The sequence below is a fragment of the Natrinema altunense genome (assembly GCF_000731985.1).
GTDB lineage: Archaea > Halobacteriota > Halobacteria > Halobacteriales > Natrialbaceae > Natrinema > Natrinema altunense.
Window position 1 is genome coordinate 322,418 of record NZ_JNCS01000002.1, and the last position, 21,064, is coordinate 343,481.

A 21,064-nucleotide genomic window follows, 5' to 3' on the forward strand; every position below is an offset into this window, starting at 1 on the left:
CGTCAGTAGCTGCGCTCTTTCGGCTCGTAGGTCTTGTTCTCGCCCTCGAGAATGACCGGTCGGTAGAAGATCGAGGGTTCGCCGTCGTCCCACGAGATGAGCGTGTGTTTGAGCCACTCCTCGTCCTTGCGTTCTTGGTGTTCCTTGCGCCAGTGTGCGCCGCGGAACTCGTCGCGGACGAGCGCGCCGAGCGCGATCGTTTCGGCGACGTCGATCAGGTTGCGCGTCTCGATGGTCTGTTGGAGGTCAGTGTTGAACGTCCGCGACGGGTCGTCGACGTAGACGTCCTGGTACTCCTGTCGGCACTCGCGGATGAGCCGCAGCGCCTTCTTGACGCCCTCCTCGGTCCGGAAGACGTTGACGTAGTCGGTCATCGCCTTCTGGAGCTTCGCGCGGATTTCGGCGTGCTGGACGCCGTCTTCCTTGTCCATGAGGCGATCGACGCGCTGGCGAGCGGTCTCGACGGTGCGCTCGAGAACCCCTTCGGCGTCGGCCGTGACGCCGCCGTCCGCGGCGACGCCGCCGGACGTGTCGACTCCCGCGTCGCCCGGCGTGACGGGCAGGTCGGTCTCGGTCTCGTCCTCGACGTCGTCACCGTAGCCGGTCCGGATCTCGGGGTCGCCCAGATCCTCGCCGGCGGCGTGGCGACCGGCGCGTTTGCCGAAGACGATCAGTTCCGGCAGGGCGTTCCCGCCGAGCCGGTTGCCGCCGTGGACGGAGACGCAGGCACACTCGCCGGCGGCGTAGAGGCCGTTGACGCAGGTCTGGCCGTTCTCGTCGACTTCGATGCCGCCCATCGCGTAGTGCTGGCCGGGCTTGACCGGCATCGGCTCGACGAGGCCGTCGACGCCCTCGAAGTCCTCCGCGAGGTGGAGGATGTTCTCGAGGCGGTCCATGATGCGTTCCTCGCCGAGGTGGCGCATGTCCAGATGGACGTACTCGTCCTCGACGCCGCGGCCCTCGTCGACTTCGGTGAGTTCGGCGCGGGCGACGACGTCGCGTGAGGCGAGTTCGCCGGAGTTGTTCGCGTAGCCGTGCTCGAACATGAACCGCTCGCCCTCGCTGTTGTAGAGGATGCCGCCCTCGCCGCGGACGCCCTCACTGATGAGGACGCCCGTCGACGGCAGCGACGTGGGGTGGAACTGGATGAACTCCATGTCCTCGAGCGGTGCGCCGGCGCGATAGGCCATCGCGTGGCCGTCGCCGGTACAGGAGACGGCATTGGTGGTGTGATCGAAGGCCTGGCCGGGGCCGCCGGTCGCGAGGACGACGCCCTGGTTCGCTTTGAAGCCCTCGATGTTGCCGGATTGAACGTCGTAGGCGACGACGCCGTGGCACTCGCGGTCGTTGGGATCGGCCTCGTCGGTCGTCGCGAGGTTCATCACGTACCACTCGTCGTAGACTTGAATGCCCCGTTTGACGACCTGCTCGTACATCGTGTGCAGCAGGTGATGCCCCGTCTCGGCTCCGGCGTACGTGGTTCGGGGATAGGAGAGCCCGCCGAACGGCCGCTGGGAGACGGTGCCGTCTTCCTCGCGGGAGAAGGGCATGCCCCAGTGTTCCAGGTTGATCGTCTCCTCGGGGGAGTTCTTGGCGAGGGTCTCGACCGCCGGCGCGTCGCCGAGGTAGTCCGACCCCTTCATCGTGTCGTAGGCGTGGAGTTCCCAGTCGTCCCCCTCCTGGAGGGCGGCGTTGATGCCACCCTCCGCCGCGCCAGTGTGGCTGCGGACGGGATGGAGCTTCGAGACCATCGCCACGTCCGCTCCTGCTTCGTGCGCTGCGATCGCGGCCCGGAGGCCGGCGCCGCCGGCGCCGACCACGATAACGTCGTGTTCGTACATGATTACCAGAATTTCAGGTTCTTCTTGACTGCTTCCCGCTTGAGCTCCTGAATGTGCTCGGTGAGCGGAATGTCCTTCGGACACACCTCGGTACAGGAGAACTGTGTCTGGCACCGCCAGACGCCGTGTTCCTGCTCGAGAATGCGGAGTCGATGCTCCTTGATCTGCTCGTCCTCGCGGTCGTCCATCGCGAACTTGTAGGCCTTGTTGATCGCCGCGGGACCGAGATACTCGTTGTCGCCGGCCGCGATGTTACACGAGGACATACACGCGCCACACCAGATACACCGCGAGGACATCTTGATCTTCTCGCGGTTCTCGGGGGTCTGGCGCTGCTCCTCGAGGTCCTCGGTCGCGGGCGTGTCCTCGTCCTGGAAGTACGGCTCGACGGTGTGCATCTGGTCGTAGAAGTGGTCCATGTCGACGACCAGGTCCTTGACGACCTCCTGATGGGGCAGCGGCTCGATGCGAACCGGCTGCTCCAAGTCGGAAATCTGGGTCTTACAGCCGAGTCGCTGCTTGCCGTTGACGAAGAAGGCGTCGGAGCCACAGACGGCCTGCCGACAGGAGTGTCGGAAGGTAAGCGACGAATCGTACTCGTCGCGGGCGTACATGACCGCGTCGAGAACGGTCATCCCCTTCTCGAAGGGAACGTGGAAGTCGTCGAAGCGGGGTTCCTGCTTGCCCTCGACCTCTGGGTCGTACCGGAACACCTTGATGTGGACCGTCTCCCCCTCGAGTTCCGCTCGTTTTTCGGCGTGGTCGTCGACCATCCCGCCGCCGGTCTGTTCGTCGGCCGCCGGCGATTCTGCCCCTTTCATCGCCGGGTCCTCCGGTGCCTCTTGGCTTTCGGGTTCGGCTTGTTGTGTACTCATATTAGATCATGCCTCGCATCGCGAGCGCGACGTAGATACCCTGTGCGACGAGTGCGACGCTGGCGAGGGTCAGTACTGCCAGCACGGCCTTCTTCCGTCCCCCCTCGAGTCCCTGATTGACGAGGGCGTTGTAGACGCCGTTGACGCCGTGGAACGTGGCGGTGATCAGGAACAGGACCATCGTCAGGAAGTATCCGACGTTCTGCATTCGGGTCTGTGTCCCCATGAAGGTTACTTCGTACGCGTGGTTGACGAAGTGCAGGAGGAAGAAGTGGAAGGCGAGAACGACGACGAGAAACGCCGCCGTGATCCGCTGGAGGAACCAGCCGGTGCCGCCGGGGGTAAACGAGGAGTATCGTTCCGCCATTAGATGGTCACCCCCGTCAGGAAGGTCGGGACGCTCGCGACGGTGATCGCGCCCGTCAACACCAGCGAGGCGTAGAAACTCTTGTCCTGGGCCTCGAGCCCGACGCCGAGATCGACCATCAACAGGCGCAGCCCGTTCAGGATGTGGAAGACGGCGACCGCGAGCAGGCCGACCTCGAGCAGTCGGATGAGGAACAGCCCCTCGAGTCCCTGCAGCGTCGCAGTGTACACGTTGAGTTCCTCGCCGCCGACCATCGTCGTTTCGCCCTGTGCGCCACCGATAGAAGTGCTCAACACGGCGATGTGGGTGAACAGGTAGCCGATTAACACCCACCCGGTGAACTTGTGGAAGATCCACGCCCACATGCCGGCCGAGAACTCCTTCCAGCGACCGAAGTCCTCGACGAGACCGCGATTGTAAGACTGACTCATGCGCTCATGTGGACCGTTTGACCGTGGGGGTATAGAAGTTACTTTTATCGCTCCGCTCGCAGCCTCGGGCCGGCCCAATAGAGACGGAACGGGACCGCCGTCGCGGCGGATTCCCGAATTCGTTCGGGCGGCAGTTACCGCCCGATCCATCGCCGGGGATCGTCAGTCGTTCTGCCGGAGTTCGGATCGCGAACTCTCCGGTGTCCGCTCGCGCTCGAGGGCGGTGAGCGTGTCCGGCGAGAGCTCGACGAGGTGACAGAGGGGGTTCCCCGGATAGACGACGGGGTTCTCGAGGACGCCGACGATGAGGCCGGTAAACGGCGCTTCGACGGTAACGATGTCTTCCTCTTCCTTGAACGGGTTGGTGATGGTACAGATCGCTTCGCCGGCCTCGACGAGCGCGCCGCGGCCGCGTTTCATGTCGACGATGCCGCCGGCGTCCGCGCGGAGCCAGGTTTTCTCGTTGTCGTCGTCGATGACGGTCCGCCAGCCGGGCCAGTGGACCGACGATTCGCGATGAAATCCGAATTCGGCCAGGACGCTCGCGACGCCGGTGAGCGCGCGGTCGATCAGGCGGCGCTGAAACCGGTGGGCCTCGCCCATTTCGACGGTGATCGTCGGGATGTCGTCTTCGGTCGCCTCCCGTCGGAGCGTCCCGGAGGGTCCCTCGCCCGCGATGATGACGTTGGAACTGAACGCCTTCGCGAGCCTGGCGACGTCCGACTGTTCCATGTTCGCGCGGACGTGGAGCATGTTCGTTCGGCCGCGCGTCGACGTGTGGAAGTCGATCCCGATGTCACACGGTTCGATGAAGTTCGTGTAGATCCGGTGGGCCATCCGTCTGGCGCTGGTCGACCCCTCCCGACCGGGAAACGACCGGTTCAGATCCCGGTCGTAGATCGGCAAGTACCGCTCCTGTGCGAGAAAGCCCGGCACGTTCATCACCGGGAGACAGACTAACGTCCCGTGGAGTACGGAGTGGTCCCAGTCGTGGGCCACCTCACGGACGACTTCGATCCCGTTGAGTTCGTCGCCGTGTGCCGCCGCGGAGAGAAAGATCGTCGGCCCCGGATGCTCGCCGTTGATGACCGTGACCGGAATCCTGACCGGGTCCCCGAGATACGTTTCGCTGATCCCGTAGCGAATGTTCGCCGATTCGCCGGGGTCGACCCGGCCGCCGTTGTACGTAAACGCTTCGGCCATCGGCTCGGAGTCCGCCGCCCGGTCGGGCGGTTCGGTCGCCGCGTCGTCGCTCATATGACGTTCTCCGGGGGCACCACCGTGAATCTTCTCCCTTCACCGTCCACGATGAGCGTCCGGCCCGGCCTCGAGTCGTCGGTGGTGCTTTTCGCGGAGAACGGGGCGTTCCCCCGAACAACGGCGATCAAAATTTGCGGCCGTGGGCATACGTTTTGTATCTCGGTGTGATATGGACACGCATGGATATCCGCGAAGCGACCCGTTCGGACGCCGATGCGATTCGCTCGATCGCCCGCGATTCGCTCAGTTCCACGTACACGGCCTTCATCGACGAGGGAACCATCGACGACGCGATCGAGCAATGGTACGGCGACGCGTTTCCCGACGAACTCGCAGACGACCGCTCGCTCTTCCAGATCGTCGAACGCGACGGCGACGTCGTCGGGTTCTCCCAGAGCGAACTGGTCGGCCAGCAGTCGAAGACGGGACACCTCCTCTGGCTGCACGTCCATCCCGACCACCGCGGCGACGCCACGGGCGTGCGACTGCTCGTCCGCACTCGCGAGGCACTCCTCGAGACGGGCGCGGATCAGATTCGCTGTTTCGTCCTCGAGGACAACGAGGGCGGCAACGAGTTTTACCGGAGCCACGGCTTCGAACAGGCCGGCCAGCGCGAGGTCGAGATCGGCGACGAAACGTTCACCGAGAACGTCTACGTCGAGTCCGATCTCGAGGACGACGGCGAGTGGGGCGCGATCGACGAAGTCACGGTCGACGGCCGGACGCTCTACGTGAGCTACGGCGAGGCCACCCGCGGGACGCGCGCCCCGTTTTACACGGCCTACGAGAGCCCGGACCGACACGAACTGTACGCGTGGTTCTGCGGGAACTGTGACTCGATCGATAACGCGATGGACGCGATGGGACGGATCGAGTGCAACGAGTGTGGCAATCGGCGGAAAGCGACGCGGTGGGACGCCTCGTACCTGTAGGTCGCCGCCCCCGTCGTACGCCACGGACGGGACACGGACGCGGTCGCCGCTTCACTGATCCCGCCGTTCAGTTCAACCCGCGTCTCTGTCCGCTACGGCGGAATTGTTGTCTCAGCCACCTGTATGTGCGTGTTTCGGCAATTTGAGTGGCATTACAGGGGATCCGCCCCCGGTTGCAGTCGAACCGTCGCCGACGACGGAGCCACGACCCGGAACGAACTCCCCCGCCGATTCTGTTGTGGCCGCTTTCGGGCTGTTGGCTCCCCATTACAATTGACCGATGCCGCGAGTCTCCGACCACGTTGGTCGCTCTCGACTTCGGTCAGTCACGAGTGTCGCACCGTCCGCGTCGACTATGAACAGGGAAGACCACATCATCCACGGTTTCAAAGCAACGCTCGTTGCGCGCGCCATCTACATGCTCTCGAGCGCGCTGTTGATGTTCGTGCTGGCGCGGTACCTGCTCGACCCGGACGGGTACGGCGCGCTGTACTGGGCGATCGGCATCCTGGCTATCGTCCAGTTGTTCGCGGACCTCGGGCTCAGCAGGTCCGTCGCGCGGTACATCTCGGAGTACCGGGAGTCCGATCCGGGGCAGGTTCCACACCTCCTCAGATCGGTGGTCACCGCCAAGATCGTCCTGCTGACGGTCGTCGGCTACGCCCTGTTGCTCTTTCACGAGCGGATCGCGGCCGTGCTCGGTGATCCCGGCGCGGCCCCGTTTCTCGCCGCGGGCGTCCTCTATCTGGTCGTCTTCTCGGGCAGCACCTTCGCACAGGTGGCGTTACAGGGGTTCAACCACCTCGGCTACAGCGCGATCGTCCAGGCGATCAGCGGGGCCGGTCGGCTCCTCTTTGCCGTCGCCTTCGTCCTGGCGGGCCTCGGTGCCCTCGGCGCGTTCTTCGGCTATATCGTCGGCTACGCGATCGCCGCCGCCGTCGGCATGGGTATCCTCTACTACGGGTTCTACAGGCGATACGAGACCGCCGCGGAGTACGAAGACGGACTCTCACGTCGGCTGCTCGAGTACAGTATCCCGCTGACGGCGACCCGAAGCGCGAACGTCATCGACAAGCAGATCGACATCGTGTTGGTGGGCGTGTTCCTCAATCCCGCCGCGGTCGCCTTCTACACCCTCGCGAAGCAGATCACCGACTTCGTGCTCGCGCCCGCGGAGTCGCTCGGATTCACCATCTCGCCGAACTTCGGCGAACAGAAGGCGGCCGGCGAACTCGAGGAGGCCAGACGGATCTATCAGACGTCGTTGACGAACGTCCTGTTGCTCTATATTCCGGCGGCGGTCGGCCTCGCGATCGTCGCGGAGCCGTTCCTGACGATGGTTATCGGGGAGGACTACGCCGGGGCCGCCCCCGTGTTGCAGGTGCTCGCCGGCTTCGTCGTCCTCCAGGCGATCACGAACCTGACCAGCGACAGCCTCGATTACCTCGGACGCGCTCGAGCGCGCGCCGTCGCGAAGGGCGGGACGGCGCTGGCCAACCTCGGGCTGAACGTCCTGTTGATCCCGACGATCGGCGTCGTCGGCGCCGCGATCGCGACGGTCGCGACGCATTCGGTGTACGTCGCCGTGAACCTCTATATCGTCCACACCGAACTCGGCCTGAACGTGGTGGGGATCGCCCGGACGACCGCGATGATCTGTGCCATTACGGGCGTGATGGCGGTCACGGTGTTGCTCGTGACGCCGCTGGTCTCGAGTCTGCTCATGCTGGGCGGCGCGATCGCCGTGGGTGCGATCACGTGGGGTGCGCTGGCGGTACTGAGCGGACTCGTCGACCCCGGACAGGTACGGTCCGTCATCGGCTGAGCGGTCCGGCCGTCGGCCTATCAGTCACGCAACCGAAACTGAACGAACTGCCAATGCTTATCCGGGGAGTCGGCGTCTAGTTCGTATGGCTGTTGCCGATCCCGTGACCGTTGGGGTACTGAGTCTGCATACGAGCAAGGAAACGAAGGCGATTCTCAACGCCGTCGAGGAGCTCGGGCACGACAGCGAGTGGCTCCGGAGCGAAAACACGTCGATCAGCGTCGCCGACGGGAGTCCGCTCCTCGAGCCCGAGGTCGACGTGATCGCGAACCGAATGCTGCTGTCGAACACCGAACAGCCCGCCGAGGAACTCGGGCTGGTCAACGCCTTTTCCCAGTTGGTGCCGACGCTCAACGAACCGAGCGCGGTGATGACGGCAATGCATAAGCTCTCGACGGCGACCGCGCTGGCATCGAACGACGTTCGAACCCCGGACGTGACGCTCGCGCTCAGCGGCGAGAAGCTCAACGCCGCACGCGAACGGTACGGCGAAGAAGCGGTGTACAAGACGGCGATCGGCACTCACGGCGGCGGGACCTGGAAGGTGGGGCCCGACGATCCGGTCAACGCGAAGGTCGGCAACCGCTATGCCTTCCTGCAGGAACTCGTCGATCAGGAGGACGTTCGCCACCGCGACCTACGGGTCTACGTCGTCGGCGGCGAGATCGTCGCCGCGATGTACCGCTACGCGCCGGACAACGACTGGCGAACCAACGTCGCTCTCGGCGGCTCCGTCGAGGACGCGACCGAGGACCTCCCCGCGGAAGCAAGCGAGATGGCCAAGCGAGCGGCGGATATCGTCGATCTCGACTATGCTGGCGTCGACCTCGTCGAGGGCGACGAGGGATGGTTCGTCCTCGAGGTCAACCCGACGGCGGGGTTCAAAGGGCTGTACGAGGCGACCCAGGTGAGCCCGGCACCTTACATCGCGAAACTGGCGATCGAACGCGCCGGCGGGGAGGTGGACGACGACCGCGTGCGCGACATCGCGAACGTCCTCGACGATTCCCGACCGACCGCCCAGCCCCCGGAATCGGTGTCGAAGGATACGGAGCCCGCCGTCATCGGGTATACCGAGGAGGTCGTACTCTCCGGCACGAGCGGCTCGAAGTCGGTGCTCGCGAAGTCCGACACGGGCGCGACGCGGACGAGCATCGATACCAGCCTCGCCGCCGACATCGGTGCCGGGCCGATCAAGTCCATCACCCGGATTCGCTCCGGCAGCAGCAAACAGTCCAAGAGCCGACCCGTCGTCGACGTCGTCGTCGGCGTCGGCGGCAACCAACACACCGTCACGGCCAGCGTCGAGGACCGCAGTCACATGGATTACCCCGTCTTGCTCGGTCGTGACATTCTCGGGAACTATCAGGTCGACGTCAGCCGTCGGATCGATAGCGACGCCGCCGATACGCCGGAAGAGGAAGAAGAGTAAGCCACAGGGACGGACCGCCTACCCGTGAGCCGTCGGTCGGCGCCTCCGCTTCCGGTTATTTTATTGATCTGTTTTGCGAAAGGCGACTCACATGACGACGGTCCTCGCTTCCACGCTCTCCGACACGCCGGTGATGGGCTCCGACGGGACGAAAATCGGGACGGTTCACAACATCACGATGAACGTCGAAACCGGCGAACTCCAACGACTGCTCGTTACCCCGACGACCGACGACGTTCGCGGGTTCGACACGAACGACGACGGCAAACTCGTCGTCCCGGCCAGCCGCATGAACGACATCGACGACTACCTGATCGTCGACCTGACGGGCCGCAAACCCGGCACGTAATCGGCTGTTACGGTCTGTCCCTGCCGTCTCGGGACGCCACCCGGCCGATCCGTCCCGACTCGAGACCGAGCGCCGCCTCGATCGGGGTAGCTGTACTGGCCGACAGCGTATTGCTCGCGCTCTCGGGTGGGCGCACTCGCGTAATATCGTCCGCTGCCGCGCCGCACCTCTCGTGGCCAGGCACTTCGCTTTCCGCAATCGAAAATATAGTGTCCGAAACCTGAAGCTGAAGTTGTGATCGGTACATATATTATTACTCAATCCGTTTTCCCATCCGTACGAACCATCTATGAGCGACAACAAACGGAAGCGGAACCACGAGTGGTGGCCGAATCAGTTGAACCTGGACGTTCTCGATCAGAACGCGACCGATGTCAGTCCGTACGGCGAGGAGTTCGATTACGCCGAGGAGTTCCAGCAACTCGACCTCGAAGAGGTAAAAGCGGACCTCAAAGACCTGATGACAACGTCCCAGGACTGGTGGCCCGCCGACTACGGCCACTACGGTCCGCTGTTCATCCGGATGGCCTGGCACAGCGCCGGCACGTACCGCACCACCGACGGCCGCGGCGGTGCCTCCGGCGGGACCCAGCGCTTCGCGCCGCTCAATAGCTGGCCCGACAACGGGAACCTCGACAAGGCGCGACGCCTGCTCGAGCCGATCAAGCAGAAGTACGGCCGCAAGCTCTCGTGGGGCGACCTGATCGTCCTCGCCGGGAACACCGCCCTCGAGTCGATGGGCATGGAGACCCTCGGCTGGGCCGGCGGACGCGAGGACAAATTCGAGCCCGACGAAGCCGTCTACTGGGGGCCCGAAAGCGAGTGGGAAGCGCCCCAGGACGCCCGCTTCGACGAGGACGACGAACTCGATGAGCCGCTCGGCGCGACCGTGATGGGGCTCATCTACGTGGACCCCGAGGGACCGGACGGCAACCCCGAGCCCCTCGAGTCGGCGACGCGGATCCGGCAGGCGTTCGGCCGCATGGCGATGGACGACGAGGAGACCGCCGCCCTCATCGCCGGCGGACACACGTTCGGCAAGGCCCACGGTGCCGCCAACGACGACATGGGTCCCGAGCCCGAAGCCGCGCCCATCGAGGAGCAGGGTCTCGGCTGGCCCGACTCCGGCACGGGTTCCGAAACGACCACCAGCGGCATCGAGGGTGCGTGGAACGCCTGGCCGACGATGTGGGATACCTCCTACCTCGACAACCTGCTCGACTACGAGTGGGAGCTGACGGAAAGTCCCGCCGGCGCAAAGCAGTGGGAACCGAAAGACGAGGAGGCGAAAGACACCGTGCCGGACGCCCACGATCCGTCGGAGAAGCACGCCCCTATGATGATGACGACGGACGTCGCCCTCAAGCGCGATCCGGAGTTCCGGGAGATCATCGAGAACTTCCGCGACAACCCACCGGCGTTCCTGGACGCCTTCGCGCGGGCGTGGTACAAGCTGATCCACCGCGACATGGGTCCACCGGAGCGATTCCTCGGACCGGACGTGCCCGAGGAGACGTTCGTCTGGCAGGACCCCGTCCCCGATGCCGACTACGAACTGATCGGGGAGGAAGAAGCCGCCGACCTCAAGGCGGAGATCCTCGACTCGGAACTGTCCGTCTCCGAACTGGTCACGACCGCCTGGGCGGCGGCGTCGACCTACCGCGACAGCGACAAGCGCGGCGGCGCGAACGGCGCTCGCATCCGCCTCGAGCCTCAGCGCAGCTGGGAGGTCAACGAGCCGGAGCAACTGGAGACGGTGTTGGCGACCTACGAAGCGATCCAGGAGGAGTTCAACGGCTCGCGATCCGACGACGTTCGGGTCTCGCTCGCCGATCTCATCGTGCTGGGCGGCAACGCGGCCGTCGAACGGGCTGCGGCGGACGCCGGCTACGACGTGACGGTTCCGTTCGAACCCGGACGGACGGACGCCTCGCAGGAGCAGACCGACGAGGAGTCGTTCGAGGCGCTCAAACCGGAAGTCGACGGGTTCCGTAACTACTTCGGCGGCGAATACGACCAGCCGGCCGAGGACCTGCTGGTCGACCACGCTGACCTGCTGGACTTGACGCCCGCGGAAATGACGGTGCTGGTCGGCGGCATGCGCGTACTGAACGCGACCTACCAGGCCTCCGACCACGGCGTCTTCACGGACGAGCCGGAGACGCTGACCAACGACTTCTTCGTGACCCTGCTCGACATGGACTACGAGTGGGAGCAGGCCGCGGGGTCCGCGGAGATCTACGAACTGCGTGACCGCGAGACGGGCGAGGTCGAGTGGACGGGCACCCGTGCCGACCTCATCTTCGGTTCGAACTCCCGACTGCGGACCATCGCGGACGTCTACGCGAGCGAGGAGGAGAAGTTCGTCGAGGACTTCGTCGACGCCTGGCACACGGTCATGACCAACGACCGCTTCGACCTCGAGTGAGCGAGCGATCGCGCCGCCGCTGACGCATCGCCGACGAACCGTCTCGTTCGCTGGGACCGATCGTCGCCCGGTCGCGGTTCCCCGTCGCGACCGATTTCTCTACTCGCTGCGGATGACGACCTCGTCGGCCGTGATCTCCGTGATCTGAGCGGCGTCGACCGGATAGTCGTCGTCGCCGTGACCGCCCCAGTCCATGCGCGCTTTGAGCCGGTCCGTCAGCCCGGGCTCCGGATCGACGTAGGCAGTCTGGCCCTCGACCTCGGCGACCATACCGATCTGCTGGCCCGACTCGTCGATGACGTCTTTCCCCTGCTCGTCCTGTGAGAGTTCGACCGTCGGCGCCGTCCCGCCGGTCGCCGTCGCTTCCTCGCCATCGATACCTGTGGCGTCGGAGCCGGCGTCCGCCATCGTCTCGTCACCCGCGATTTCGGCGGTCTCACCGGTCACCATCGAGCCGTACTCCTCGACGTCGATGATCTCGCCCTCGAGCATCTCGCTGCGGACCACGTCGGACTCGACCAGTTCGGACTCCTCGAGGACGTATCGCATCTCCAGCCGCTCGTCGAGTTCCTCCTCGAGGGTGCGACGCTCGATGAGTTCGCTCCGGACGGCGTCGCCCTCGGTGCGCTGGCTCTGGATGACCTCCCGCTCGAGGACGTCGTCGGCTGTCACGCTCGACCGGAGGACGTCGCTCTCGAGGATCGAGCGCTGGACACTCTCGAGTTCGATGTCCGTTTCGACGACGTCGCGTTCCATCTCCTGGTCCTGTTCGATGTCGATATCGACGATGCGGCTCTCGACGATGTAGCGTTCGATCTCCTCGATCGTATCGAGGCGCGTCTCGTCGACGGCCACCTCGATGGTGTCGTCGGCGACGAACTCGGTGTCGACGATATCGCGGGACAGGCGTTCGGAGTCGACGACCTCGCGTTCGACCAGTTCCGTGTCGATCACCTCGCTCTCGATCGTATCGCGCTCGACGACTTCGGTCTCGACGACCTGCGTCTCGACGATCTCCGTCGTCACCGTCTCGCCGCGTCGCAGCGAATCCTCGAGTTCGTCCCGGCCGAGGTCGGCGCGTTCGAACGCCCGGTCGCGCTCGACGAGTTCGAAAAAGCCCATCCCCTCCCCGGTCGGCTCTTCCTCGTGGTAGGCGAATACGAGGTCGTCGTCTTCGAACCGCTCTACGAACTCGTCCCAGGTGACCTCCTCGTGGTGCTCGCCCATCTCGTCGCGGCGAGCGAAGGAGTGGCCGTGCCCCTCGCCGTCCCGGACCCTGATCGGGACGGCGTCGCGGGCCTCGGCCCACTCCCTGATGCGCTCGGGATCGGTCGTCAGTCGTCGCTGCGCCGGCGTCTCGGACGGGGGTGTATCGTCTGCCATCTCGCTAGGCCATGTGACCGACCCCACACTTGAGTCACCAGGGCCGTCCCGTCGGGTCAGTGTCTCGTTTCTCGACCACCCTCTGGCGGCCGGCACGAGCCGGGTCGTAATCCGCTATTGCCGTCGCCGCCGGCAACCGTTTCATTGCCCGACTCGCGTGTAGCACGTGCTTACCGCTGGCAGCGGTCGGGCCACGTCTCGCACAGTGGACGAGACGCGTTCCCCGTTTCAATCGGACTCGTATTCGGCCCAGATGTACCGCGTCGCGGCGCTCCGATACGGTTGCCACGGCTCGGCGATCTCTCGCATCTCCGCGCGGGTCAACTCGTCGCCGCCGGCGTACAACTCCTCGATCCCGCGCCGAACCGCGAGATCGCCGAGGGGAAGCACGTCGGGTCGCTCGAGAACGAACAGGAGGTACATCCGCGCGGTCCACTCGCCGATCCCTTTGATCTCGGTCAGCAGGTCGACGACCGCCGCGTCGGAGTGGCCGGCGAGCCCCGCTCGAGTGTAATCGTTCTCTTGGAAGGCGCGGGCGGCGTTTCGCACGTACTCGACCTTGCGCCCGGAGAGGCCGGCGTCGCGAAGCGCCGCCTCGTCGGCGGCCAGCACCGATTCCGGCGTCACCGCTCCCTCCAAGACCTCGAAGACCCGCTCCCGGACGGCTGCAGCGCTCGCGGTCGAGAGCTGCTGGTTGATGATCGAGATACAGAGTCGTTCGTACTCGGACCAGTCCGGTTCGACGTAGGGGTCGTGTCGGTCGAGCAGCCCGGCCATCACGGGGTCCTCCCGGAGGACGGCGTGTGCCTCGTCGTTCATGGACAGGTATGAGACGGTGTAGGGGACCGGAGCCCAATAGGCGTCTCGGTGACTCGCTCGCGGCCCTCACTCGAGGTGATGGTAGTCGAGTTGGTGGTCCGCCTCGAGGGCTGCGCGGACGGCCGGGCTGGGGTCGCCGACGCCGCGCCGCCCGAACGAGAGCCCCGCCGGTTCGGCCGTGAGCACGAGGTTCACCCGCCAGTCGTCGGCCGTCTCGGGGTAGTCGGTCCGGTAGTGTGCGCCCCGGGACTCGGTTCGCTCGCGGGCGGCCCGGAGCATCGCCTCGGCGACGGTGAGACTCGCCGAGAGGTCCACGGCGTACTCGAACGACTTCGAGGTCCGGTCGCCCTCGACGCGGAGGTCGGCGGTACGTTCCCGCAGGGCGTCCAGCTTCGCGAGCCCCTCCCGGAGCCCCGCGTCGTCGCGGAGGATGCCGGCGTGGTCCCACAGCAGGTCGCCGAGGTCCTCGAGCAGTTCCGTCGGCGTGACGGTGCCGTCCGAGGCGGCGAGGTCACGGAGGGCCTCGAACTCCCGTTCGGCCAGCGCCCGCTGGCTGTCGGTGACGGCGGGGTCCTCGTCGGCGTCGGTCAGTACGGTCGCGACGTGGTCGCCGACGAGCTTGCCGATCGCGACGGTCTCGGCCAGCGAGTTCCCGCCGAGGCGGTTCGCGCCGTGGACGCCGGCGACCGTCTCGCCGACGGCGTAGAGGCCGCCCACGCCGGTCTCGCCGGTTCGGAAGTCGATGTCGACCCCGCCCATCGTGTAATGGGCCGTCGGCCCGACCACCATCGGTTCCGCGGTGATGTCGACACCCAGCGACTCGAAGCGCTCGACCATCGACGGCAGCCGGTCGCGGACGTATTGGTCGTCCCGGTGGGAGATGTCGAGGGACACGCCGCCGTCCTCGGTGCCGCGGCCCTCGCGGACTTCGCGGGCGATGGCGCGCGCGACGACGTCGCGGGCGTCGAGTTCCATCTGGTCGGGCGAGTACCGCTCCATGAACCGCTCGCCCGCCGCGTTGTACAGTCGGCCGCCCTCGCCCCGGACCGCCTCCGTGACCAGTCGACCGTCCCACTCCTCGCCGTAGCGGTCGCCGACCATCCCGGTCGGATGGAACTGAACGAACTCGAGATCCATGAGCCGCGCCCCCGCCTCGAGCGCCAGCGCCTGTCCGTCGCCGTTGTTCTCGTCGTCCCGCGAGGAGTGGCGGTGATAGAGCGCCGAGAACCCGCCGGCCGCGAGGACGACGTGATTCGTTCGGAAGAGCAGTCCCTCGCCGGTCTCCATATCGAAGCCGACGGCCCCGTCGACGCGTTCCCCGTCCGAGAGCAAGCGCGTGATCATCACGTTCTCGCGGTAGGGGACGTCGAGGGCCTGCGCTCGTTCGATGAGCGTCTCGAGCATGGCCTCGCCGGTCCGGTCGCCGACGAAGCAGGTCCGCCGGTAGGACTGCGCGCCGAAGTACCGCTGGTTGACGTCGCCGTCCGCGGTCCGGTCGAACGGCATCCCCCACGCCTCGAGTTCGCGGATGCGGTCGGGCATCTCCCGAGTCGTCAGCTCGACCGCGTCAGGATCGTTCAGGTGATGGCCCTCGTTGAACGTGTCCGCCGCGTGGATCGTCCAGTCGTCCTCGGGGTCGAGCGAGCCCAGCGCGGCGTTGACGCCGCCGGCGGCCCACGTCGTGTGGGCGTCGCCGTGATCGCGCTTGCCGATCACGAGCGGCTCGACCCCCGACTCGGCGAGTTCGATCGCCACGCGGGCACCCGCCGCCCCGGCCCCAATGACGAGTACCGGTGTCGTCACGACCTCGTACTCAAGGTCGCCACCGGAGCCGGGATCGCCCTCGGTCTCGATGCGGTTCTCGATGCCTGCAGTCGACGGGTCGTGGCTCGTCGATCGGCGCTCGTCGCCCGTCGTGTCGGTACCGTTCGATGGTGCTTTTGTCATCGAGTGGATGTAATCGTCGGCCGGGTTTAGGCCTCGTCCCGAACGATGCAGAACGTACGCTGCAACGCATCTGGGGCCGATATTCTGGTTTTGGTCTTCGCCAAAAGCACCGGAGAAAGTCGACTCGCGTACCGGTCTCCCGATTTCGAGGCCCGTCAGCGACACCCGACGCGTCCGGTCGGCTTACCCGTCCACGGAGACGCGAGCCACGGCAGTCGTGTCGCCGGGTGTCTCGAGGTCCCGCCGCCTCTCACTCCGGCCCGGGCGGACGGACGATGCGGCGTTAGCGAGCGTCCCTCGCGGCGTCCGCGGGCCGCTCGGGGTCGACGCTCGCGAGGCGCATCGCGTTGCCGGTGACGCCGAGGCTCATCCCCATGTCGCCGACCACGACGGCCAGCGCGACGCTCACCAGTCCCAGCGGCACGCCGATCGCGAGCAGGGCCTTCACGCCGAGGCTCGCCCAGACGTTCTGCCGGATGACGCCGTTGGCCGTGTGAGACAGGTCGTACAGGTACGGCAGCTTCCCGATATCGTCGCCCATCAGCGCGATATCGGCCGTCTCGAGGGCGGTGTCGGTGCCGGCCGCGCCCATCGCGATGCCGACCTCCGCGGTCGCGAGCGCGGGCGCGTCGTTGATGCCGTCGCCGACCATCGCCACCTCGCCGGACGCCGCCTGCAGCTCCTCGACGGCCGTGACCTTCTCGTCGGGCAGGAGTTCGGCGCGGTACTCGTCGACGCCGACCTGTTCGGCGATCGCCCGCGCCGTCCCCTCGTTGTCCCCGGTCAGCATCACGACGCGCTCGACGCCGAGGTCGTGGAGTCGCTCGACCGCCCATCTCGAGGCGGGTCGGACCTCGTCGGCGATCGCGATCGCGCCCAGTAACGACGTCTCCGTCCCGACGAGGACGACCGTTTTGCCCTCTCGCTCGAGCGCGGCGAGCGTCCCCTCGTCGAACGTCGCCTCGCCGGCCTCGACCGCACCCTCGGGGGCGACGCCACCGTCAGTCCGCGGGTCCGACGAGCCGTCGGCGGCTGCGCGAGCCCGCGAGAGATCGAAGCCCAACTCTTCGAACAGCGCGGGCTTGCCCGCGTAGTAGGTCTCGCCACCGTCGGACGAGTCCGACGAGCCGCCGGCTTCGCTGGAGACGTCGATCTCCCCGCGGATGCCCCTGCCGGTCAGGCTCTCGAACCCCGTCGGCTCGGGGAGGTCGCCGACGCCCGCCTCGTCGGCGCGGGCGAGGACCGCGTCGGCGATGGGGTGCTCGCTGCGTCGCTCCAGCCCGGCGGCGTAGCGCAGCAGCGTCGCCTCGTCGGTGTCGCCGACCGGGACGACGTCGGTGACGGCCAGCTCGCCTTTCGTGAGCGTCCCGGTCTTGTCGACGGCGATGACGTCGACCTCGCCCATCGCCTCGAGGTAGTTGCCGCCTTTGATCAGGACGCCGTTCTTCGCGGCGCTCGTGACACCCGAGACCACCGACACGGGCGTCGAGATGACGAACGCACAGGGACAGGCGATCACCAGCAACGTGAGCCCGCGAACGAACCACGTCCCCCAGTCGCCAGCGAACGCGATCTCGTAGCCGGCGACGCCTGCGGTGACCGGCTCGCCGATCACCAGCGGCGGCACGGCGGCGGTCAGGATCGCCAGCACGACCACGACGGGCGTGTAGTACCCCGCGAACCGGTCGACGAACTGCTCGGTCTCGGTCTGCTTCGCTTGTGCGCCCTGTACCATCTCGATGATCCGCGAGAGCGTCGAGTCGCCCGCCGTCGAGGTGACCTCGACCTCGAGATAGCCGTCCGCGGTGATCGAACCGGCGTACACCTCGTCGCCCTCGGACTTGTCCACGGGGACGCTCTCGCCGGTAATCGGCGATTCGTCGACCGCGCTTCCGCCCTCGCGAACCGTGCCGTCGAGCGGGATCTTGTCGCCGGGTCGGACGACCACGGTCTCACCCACGTCCACCTCGTCGGCGGGTACCGTCACTTCCTCGCCGTCGCGCTTGACGGTGGCTTCGTCGGGCGAGAGTTCCATCAGTTCGCGCAGGGAGTCCCGTGCCCGGTCCATCGCGTAGTCCTCGAGCAGTTCGGCGATGCTGAAGAGGACGGCCAGCGTCGCGGCCTCGACGAAGTAGCCGATGCCGGTCGCGGCGATGATCGCCGTTCCCATCAAGAGGTCGATGTCGAGGCTCCGGTTCGTCGCGGAGTAGTAGCCGCCCCGGACGACGGGGACGCCGCTGACGGCGACCGCCCCGAGGAAGCACAGGTCCGCGACGTGAAGCGGGTACTCGAGAACGCTCGCCACCGCGACGTTCCCGCCCGTCAGGAGGAACTCGAAGCCCAGTCCGAGGGCGACGAACACCGCACCGAGCCACGTCTTCTTCGCGCGTGGACTCGTCCAGACCTCCGAGGGCGGCGCGACGTCGACGCCGTCGGCGCTCGACGCCGACTCGATCGCTCCGTCACCGCCGTCCGTTCCCCCGGTGACCTCGTAGCCGGCACCCTCGATCGCGTCGACCACGTCGGCCTCGGCGGTTCGATCGGGGTCGTACGTGACCGTGGCCGTCCCGGTTGTCGGATTGAGGTCGGCGTCGACGACTCCGTCGACGCGCCCGAGGCTCTTGTCGACCTTCCCCGCACAGGACGGACAGTCCATCTCGGGGACCGCAAGCCGGACGGTCAGCTCCCGTCGTTCGCCGTCGCCGACCGGGCCCCTCGTCGCGTCCGATTCATGACTCATTACGTCGAGGTAAGGGCGTCAGTTCGATAAGCCTTGGTTGGAATATTCCAAGACACTACGGAACCGCTAGAGCGGCGTCGGCGCCCCGTCGGCAAATCCGTCGTCCGCGACGTACCGTTTGGCCAACCGTTCCTCGGCCCGGCGGAGCCGGTAGGTGAGCGTCGACCGGGGGACATCCAGATGGGCGGCGAGGTCGCCGACATCGATCTCTCGAGGCGATTCGTAGTACCCGTGTTCGACCGCGGCCCGAAGCGCGGCCTCCTGTTCGGGGGCGAGGCCGGTCGCCCCGTCGTTCGGTTCGCCCGTCGACGCGGCGGCGTCGGCCGTTCGGAGCATCTCCATCCGGGCGCTGTCGCCGATCGCCGCCTCGAGGGCGTCGAAGAACCCCGCCGCGTCGCCCTCGCCGGAGTGGACGACCCGCCACGTGTAGTGTCGGCCCTCGTGCCGCGTCTCGAACAGCACGCCGTCGCCGAGGTGATCGCGGGCGATGTGCGGGACGGACGCACAGGTCGGGGTGCGCTCCCAGTCGGAGTAGAGGACGAGCGTGTCGTCGGTGCGGTCGAGGACCTGCGTGGCCTGGGTCGCGCCGCAGTCGTCGGTCGCCAGGCAGTCGGCGTAGTAGTCGCTGTTGAGAAAGGCCTCCTCGATGGCCGCGAGGGCCGCCGCCGTACCGGTAACGTGGTCGACCCGCCAGAGGCGCTCGTCGGTGGCGTGCAGCGATAGCGACCGGATTCTGGCGTCGGGGTGGTCGGCGAGCGCGTCCGCCACCCTGTTACAGCCGGGTTCGTACTCCAGGGCGAAGACCAACTCTCGCATACCGACGGTAGGGACCGCTGCGACAAAGGGGTTCCCGCTCGCTTCCATCGTCAGACTCCGGGGCCGCGATGATCGGACACGGCTTCGCGCACGTGGTCTTCGTCGCGCTATCGGTGGCGATCGTGATCGCCTGACGAGACGAACGAGTAGCGGCCAGTGGCCGTGAGCGCGGCTCGAGCGACTGCGAGAGCCGCGCGACCCGGGGGAGGGCAGGCGGGTACCCAATGACGACCGCGAGCGAACGAAGTGAGCGAGCGGGCCGACGACTGACTCGGAGCGAGAGAAACGAGCGGAGAGGAAGGAGGAGTGCTTTTGATCGAAATTTCACCGAGGGCCGCCGAAGGCGGCCCGCAGCGTAAAATTTCGTTAGTCGTCGAGGAGTTCCCGCGCGATGACGTTCTTCTGGATCTCGGTGGTGCCCTCGTAGATCTGGGTGATCTTCGAGTCGCGGTAGAAGCGCTCGACGGGGAAGTCGTTGACGTAGCCGGCGCCGCCGTGGATCTGGACGGCCTCGTTGGACACCTCGACGGCGACCCGGGAGGCGTACTCCTTGGCCATCGATGCCAGCTTGGTGATGTCGTTGCCCTGGTCGACGTTCCAGGCGGCCTTGTAGGTCAGGTTCCGCGCGGCTTCCGTCTCGGTGGCCATCTCCGAGAGCTTGTGCTGGATGGCCTGGAACTCGGAGATGGACTGCCCGAACTGTTCGCGGTCCTCGGCGTAGTCGAGGGCGGCCTCGAGCGCCCCCTTGGCGATCCCGAGCCCCTGTGCGGCGACGCCGGTTCGGGTGGCGTCGAAGAAATGCATCTGCTGGAGGAACGCGGCGTCCCGGTCGCCGACGAGGTTCTCTTCGGGCACGCGGACGTTGTCGAAGATGAGTTCGGCGGTGTCGGAGGCGCGGATACCGAGTTTGCCCGTGATCTTGTCCGAACTGACGCCGTCACGGTCGGACTCGACGATGATCTGGCTGAAGCCGTCGTAGCGGCCGTCCGCGTCGGGGTCGGTCTTACAGAAGACGACGAAGAAGTCGCCGACGGTGCCGTTGGTGATCCACATCTTGTTGCCGTTGATCACCCACTCGTCGCCGTCCTTCTCGGCGCGGGTCGAGACCGACGAGACGTCCGAGCCGGTATCGGGCTCCGAGATCGCAGCGCCGGAGATCTTCTCGCCCGTCGCGACCGGCTCGAGGAACCGCTCTTTCTGGTCTTCGGTGCCGAACTCGCGGATGGCTTCGGTCCCGAACGAACAGGCCATGATCGAGAGCGCGATCCCGGGATCGTGAGAGAACAGTTCCTCGGCAATGATGGCCGACTCGAGGGTGGAGTAGCCGGCACCGCCGTACTCGATCGGGATCGATGAGCCGACCAGCCCCATCTCGGCGGCCTTGTCGACGATCTCGTGGGGGAACTTCTCTTCGGTGTCGTACTTCTCGGCGTTCGGAACGATCTCGTTTTCGGCGAACCGGCGGACCTCGTCGCGGATCTGTTCCTGTTCTTCGCTGAGTCCGAATTCCATGGACAATCGTTACGATGCAAACGATAAAGAGCTTTGTAACCGGTAGTAAACAGAACTATCGTTTCTACTCTGTGAGAGGGAAACGTTGAAACGGGTTCGAATAGGAT

16 protein-coding genes are annotated in these 21,064 nt (G+C 66.3%); 5 read left to right on the forward strand and 11 right to left on the reverse strand.

Going from position 1 to position 21,064, the window contains the following annotated elements:
- Positions 1-2 precede the first annotated feature (2 nt).
- The 5 genes from ALTAJ2_RS05815 to ALTAJ2_RS05835 form a co-directional block, all read right to left on the reverse strand.
- A complete protein-coding gene (locus ALTAJ2_RS05815) occupies positions 3-1,841 on the reverse strand; it encodes an FAD-binding protein (protein WP_007108300.1) in 1,839 nt (612 codons plus the stop codon).
- A 2-nt stretch (positions 1,842-1,843) separates the two neighbouring features.
- Complete coding sequence (locus ALTAJ2_RS05820; RefSeq protein WP_006186579.1) at positions 1,844-2,716, reverse strand: succinate dehydrogenase/fumarate reductase iron-sulfur subunit; 873 nt, start codon at positions 2,714-2,716, stop codon at positions 1,844-1,846.
- 1 nt (position 2,717) lies between these two features.
- Positions 2,718-3,083 (reverse strand): succinate dehydrogenase hydrophobic membrane anchor subunit, encoded by a 366-nt coding sequence (locus tag ALTAJ2_RS05825; protein WP_006186580.1) that lies wholly within the window; start codon positions 3,081-3,083, stop codon positions 2,718-2,720.
- Positions 3,083-3,514, reverse strand: coding sequence for a succinate dehydrogenase, cytochrome b556 subunit (gene sdhC, locus ALTAJ2_RS05830; RefSeq protein WP_006186581.1), 432 nt, complete (start codon positions 3,512-3,514; stop codon positions 3,083-3,085). Before sdhC ends, ALTAJ2_RS05825 begins: the two co-directional genes overlap by 1 nt.
- A 162-nt stretch (positions 3,515-3,676) precedes the next feature.
- Entirely contained in the window at positions 3,677-4,771 is a 1,095-nt protein-coding gene (locus ALTAJ2_RS05835; protein WP_007108301.1) for a succinylglutamate desuccinylase/aspartoacylase family protein, read from the reverse strand.
- Positions 4,772-4,953: 182 nt separating this feature from the next.
- Between ALTAJ2_RS05835 and ALTAJ2_RS05840 the strand changes: the two genes are divergently transcribed.
- The 5 genes from ALTAJ2_RS05840 (at position 4,954) to katG (ending at position 11,740) form a co-directional block, all read left to right on the forward strand.
- Positions 4,954-5,706 carry a GNAT family N-acetyltransferase gene (locus tag ALTAJ2_RS05840; protein WP_007108302.1) on the forward strand — a complete coding sequence of 251 codons (753 nt, stop codon included), beginning with the start codon at positions 4,954-4,956 and terminating at the stop codon, positions 5,704-5,706.
- Positions 5,707-6,061: 355 nt separating this feature from the next.
- Complete coding sequence (locus ALTAJ2_RS05845; RefSeq protein WP_007108303.1) at positions 6,062-7,531, forward strand: flippase; 1,470 nt, start codon at positions 6,062-6,064, stop codon at positions 7,529-7,531.
- A gap of 85 nt (positions 7,532-7,616) precedes the next feature.
- Positions 7,617-8,963 carry a RimK family alpha-L-glutamate ligase gene (locus ALTAJ2_RS05850; RefSeq protein ID WP_007108304.1) on the forward strand — a complete coding sequence of 449 codons (1,347 nt, stop codon included), beginning with the start codon at positions 7,617-7,619 and terminating at the stop codon, positions 8,961-8,963.
- Between the two features lie 91 nt (positions 8,964-9,054).
- Positions 9,055-9,312 carry a PRC-barrel domain-containing protein gene (locus ALTAJ2_RS05855; RefSeq protein ID WP_007108305.1) on the forward strand — a complete coding sequence of 86 codons (258 nt, stop codon included), beginning with the start codon at positions 9,055-9,057 and terminating at the stop codon, positions 9,310-9,312.
- 289 nt (positions 9,313-9,601) lie between these two features.
- A complete protein-coding gene (gene katG / locus ALTAJ2_RS05860; RefSeq protein WP_007108306.1) occupies positions 9,602-11,740 on the forward strand; it encodes a catalase/peroxidase HPI in 2,139 nt (712 codons plus the stop codon).
- A gap of 99 nt (positions 11,741-11,839) precedes the next feature.
- Here the strand turns inward: katG and ALTAJ2_RS05865 are convergent, their stop codons facing one another.
- The 6 genes from ALTAJ2_RS05865 to ALTAJ2_RS05890 form a co-directional block, all read right to left on the reverse strand.
- The gene (locus ALTAJ2_RS05865) at positions 11,840-13,123 is read right to left on the reverse strand and encodes a hypothetical protein (protein WP_007108307.1); all 1,284 of its coding nucleotides are present in this window, start codon (positions 13,121-13,123) and stop codon (positions 11,840-11,842) included.
- A 228-nt stretch (positions 13,124-13,351) separates the two neighbouring features.
- On the reverse strand, positions 13,352-13,942 hold the full coding sequence (locus ALTAJ2_RS05870) for a DNA-3-methyladenine glycosylase family protein (RefSeq protein WP_007108308.1): 591 nt from the start codon (positions 13,940-13,942) through the stop codon (positions 13,352-13,354).
- A gap of 66 nt (positions 13,943-14,008) precedes the next feature.
- The gene (locus tag ALTAJ2_RS05875) at positions 14,009-15,889 is read right to left on the reverse strand and encodes an L-aspartate oxidase (RefSeq protein ID WP_007108309.1); all 1,881 of its coding nucleotides are present in this window, start codon (positions 15,887-15,889) and stop codon (positions 14,009-14,011) included.
- Positions 15,890-16,172: 283 nt separating this feature from the next.
- Positions 16,173-18,629: a heavy metal translocating P-type ATPase gene (locus tag ALTAJ2_RS05880; RefSeq protein ID WP_007108310.1), complete on the reverse strand. Its 2,457-nt coding sequence runs from the start codon at positions 18,627-18,629 to the stop codon at positions 16,173-16,175.
- Between the two features lie 66 nt (positions 18,630-18,695).
- Positions 18,696-19,445: a helix-turn-helix domain-containing protein gene (locus ALTAJ2_RS05885; RefSeq protein WP_007108311.1), complete on the reverse strand. Its 750-nt coding sequence runs from the start codon at positions 19,443-19,445 to the stop codon at positions 18,696-18,698.
- 366 nt (positions 19,446-19,811) lie between these two features.
- Positions 19,812-20,957 (reverse strand): acyl-CoA dehydrogenase family protein, encoded by a 1,146-nt coding sequence (locus ALTAJ2_RS05890; protein ID WP_007108312.1) that lies wholly within the window; start codon positions 20,955-20,957, stop codon positions 19,812-19,814.
- Positions 20,958-21,064: the final 107 nt, after the last annotated feature.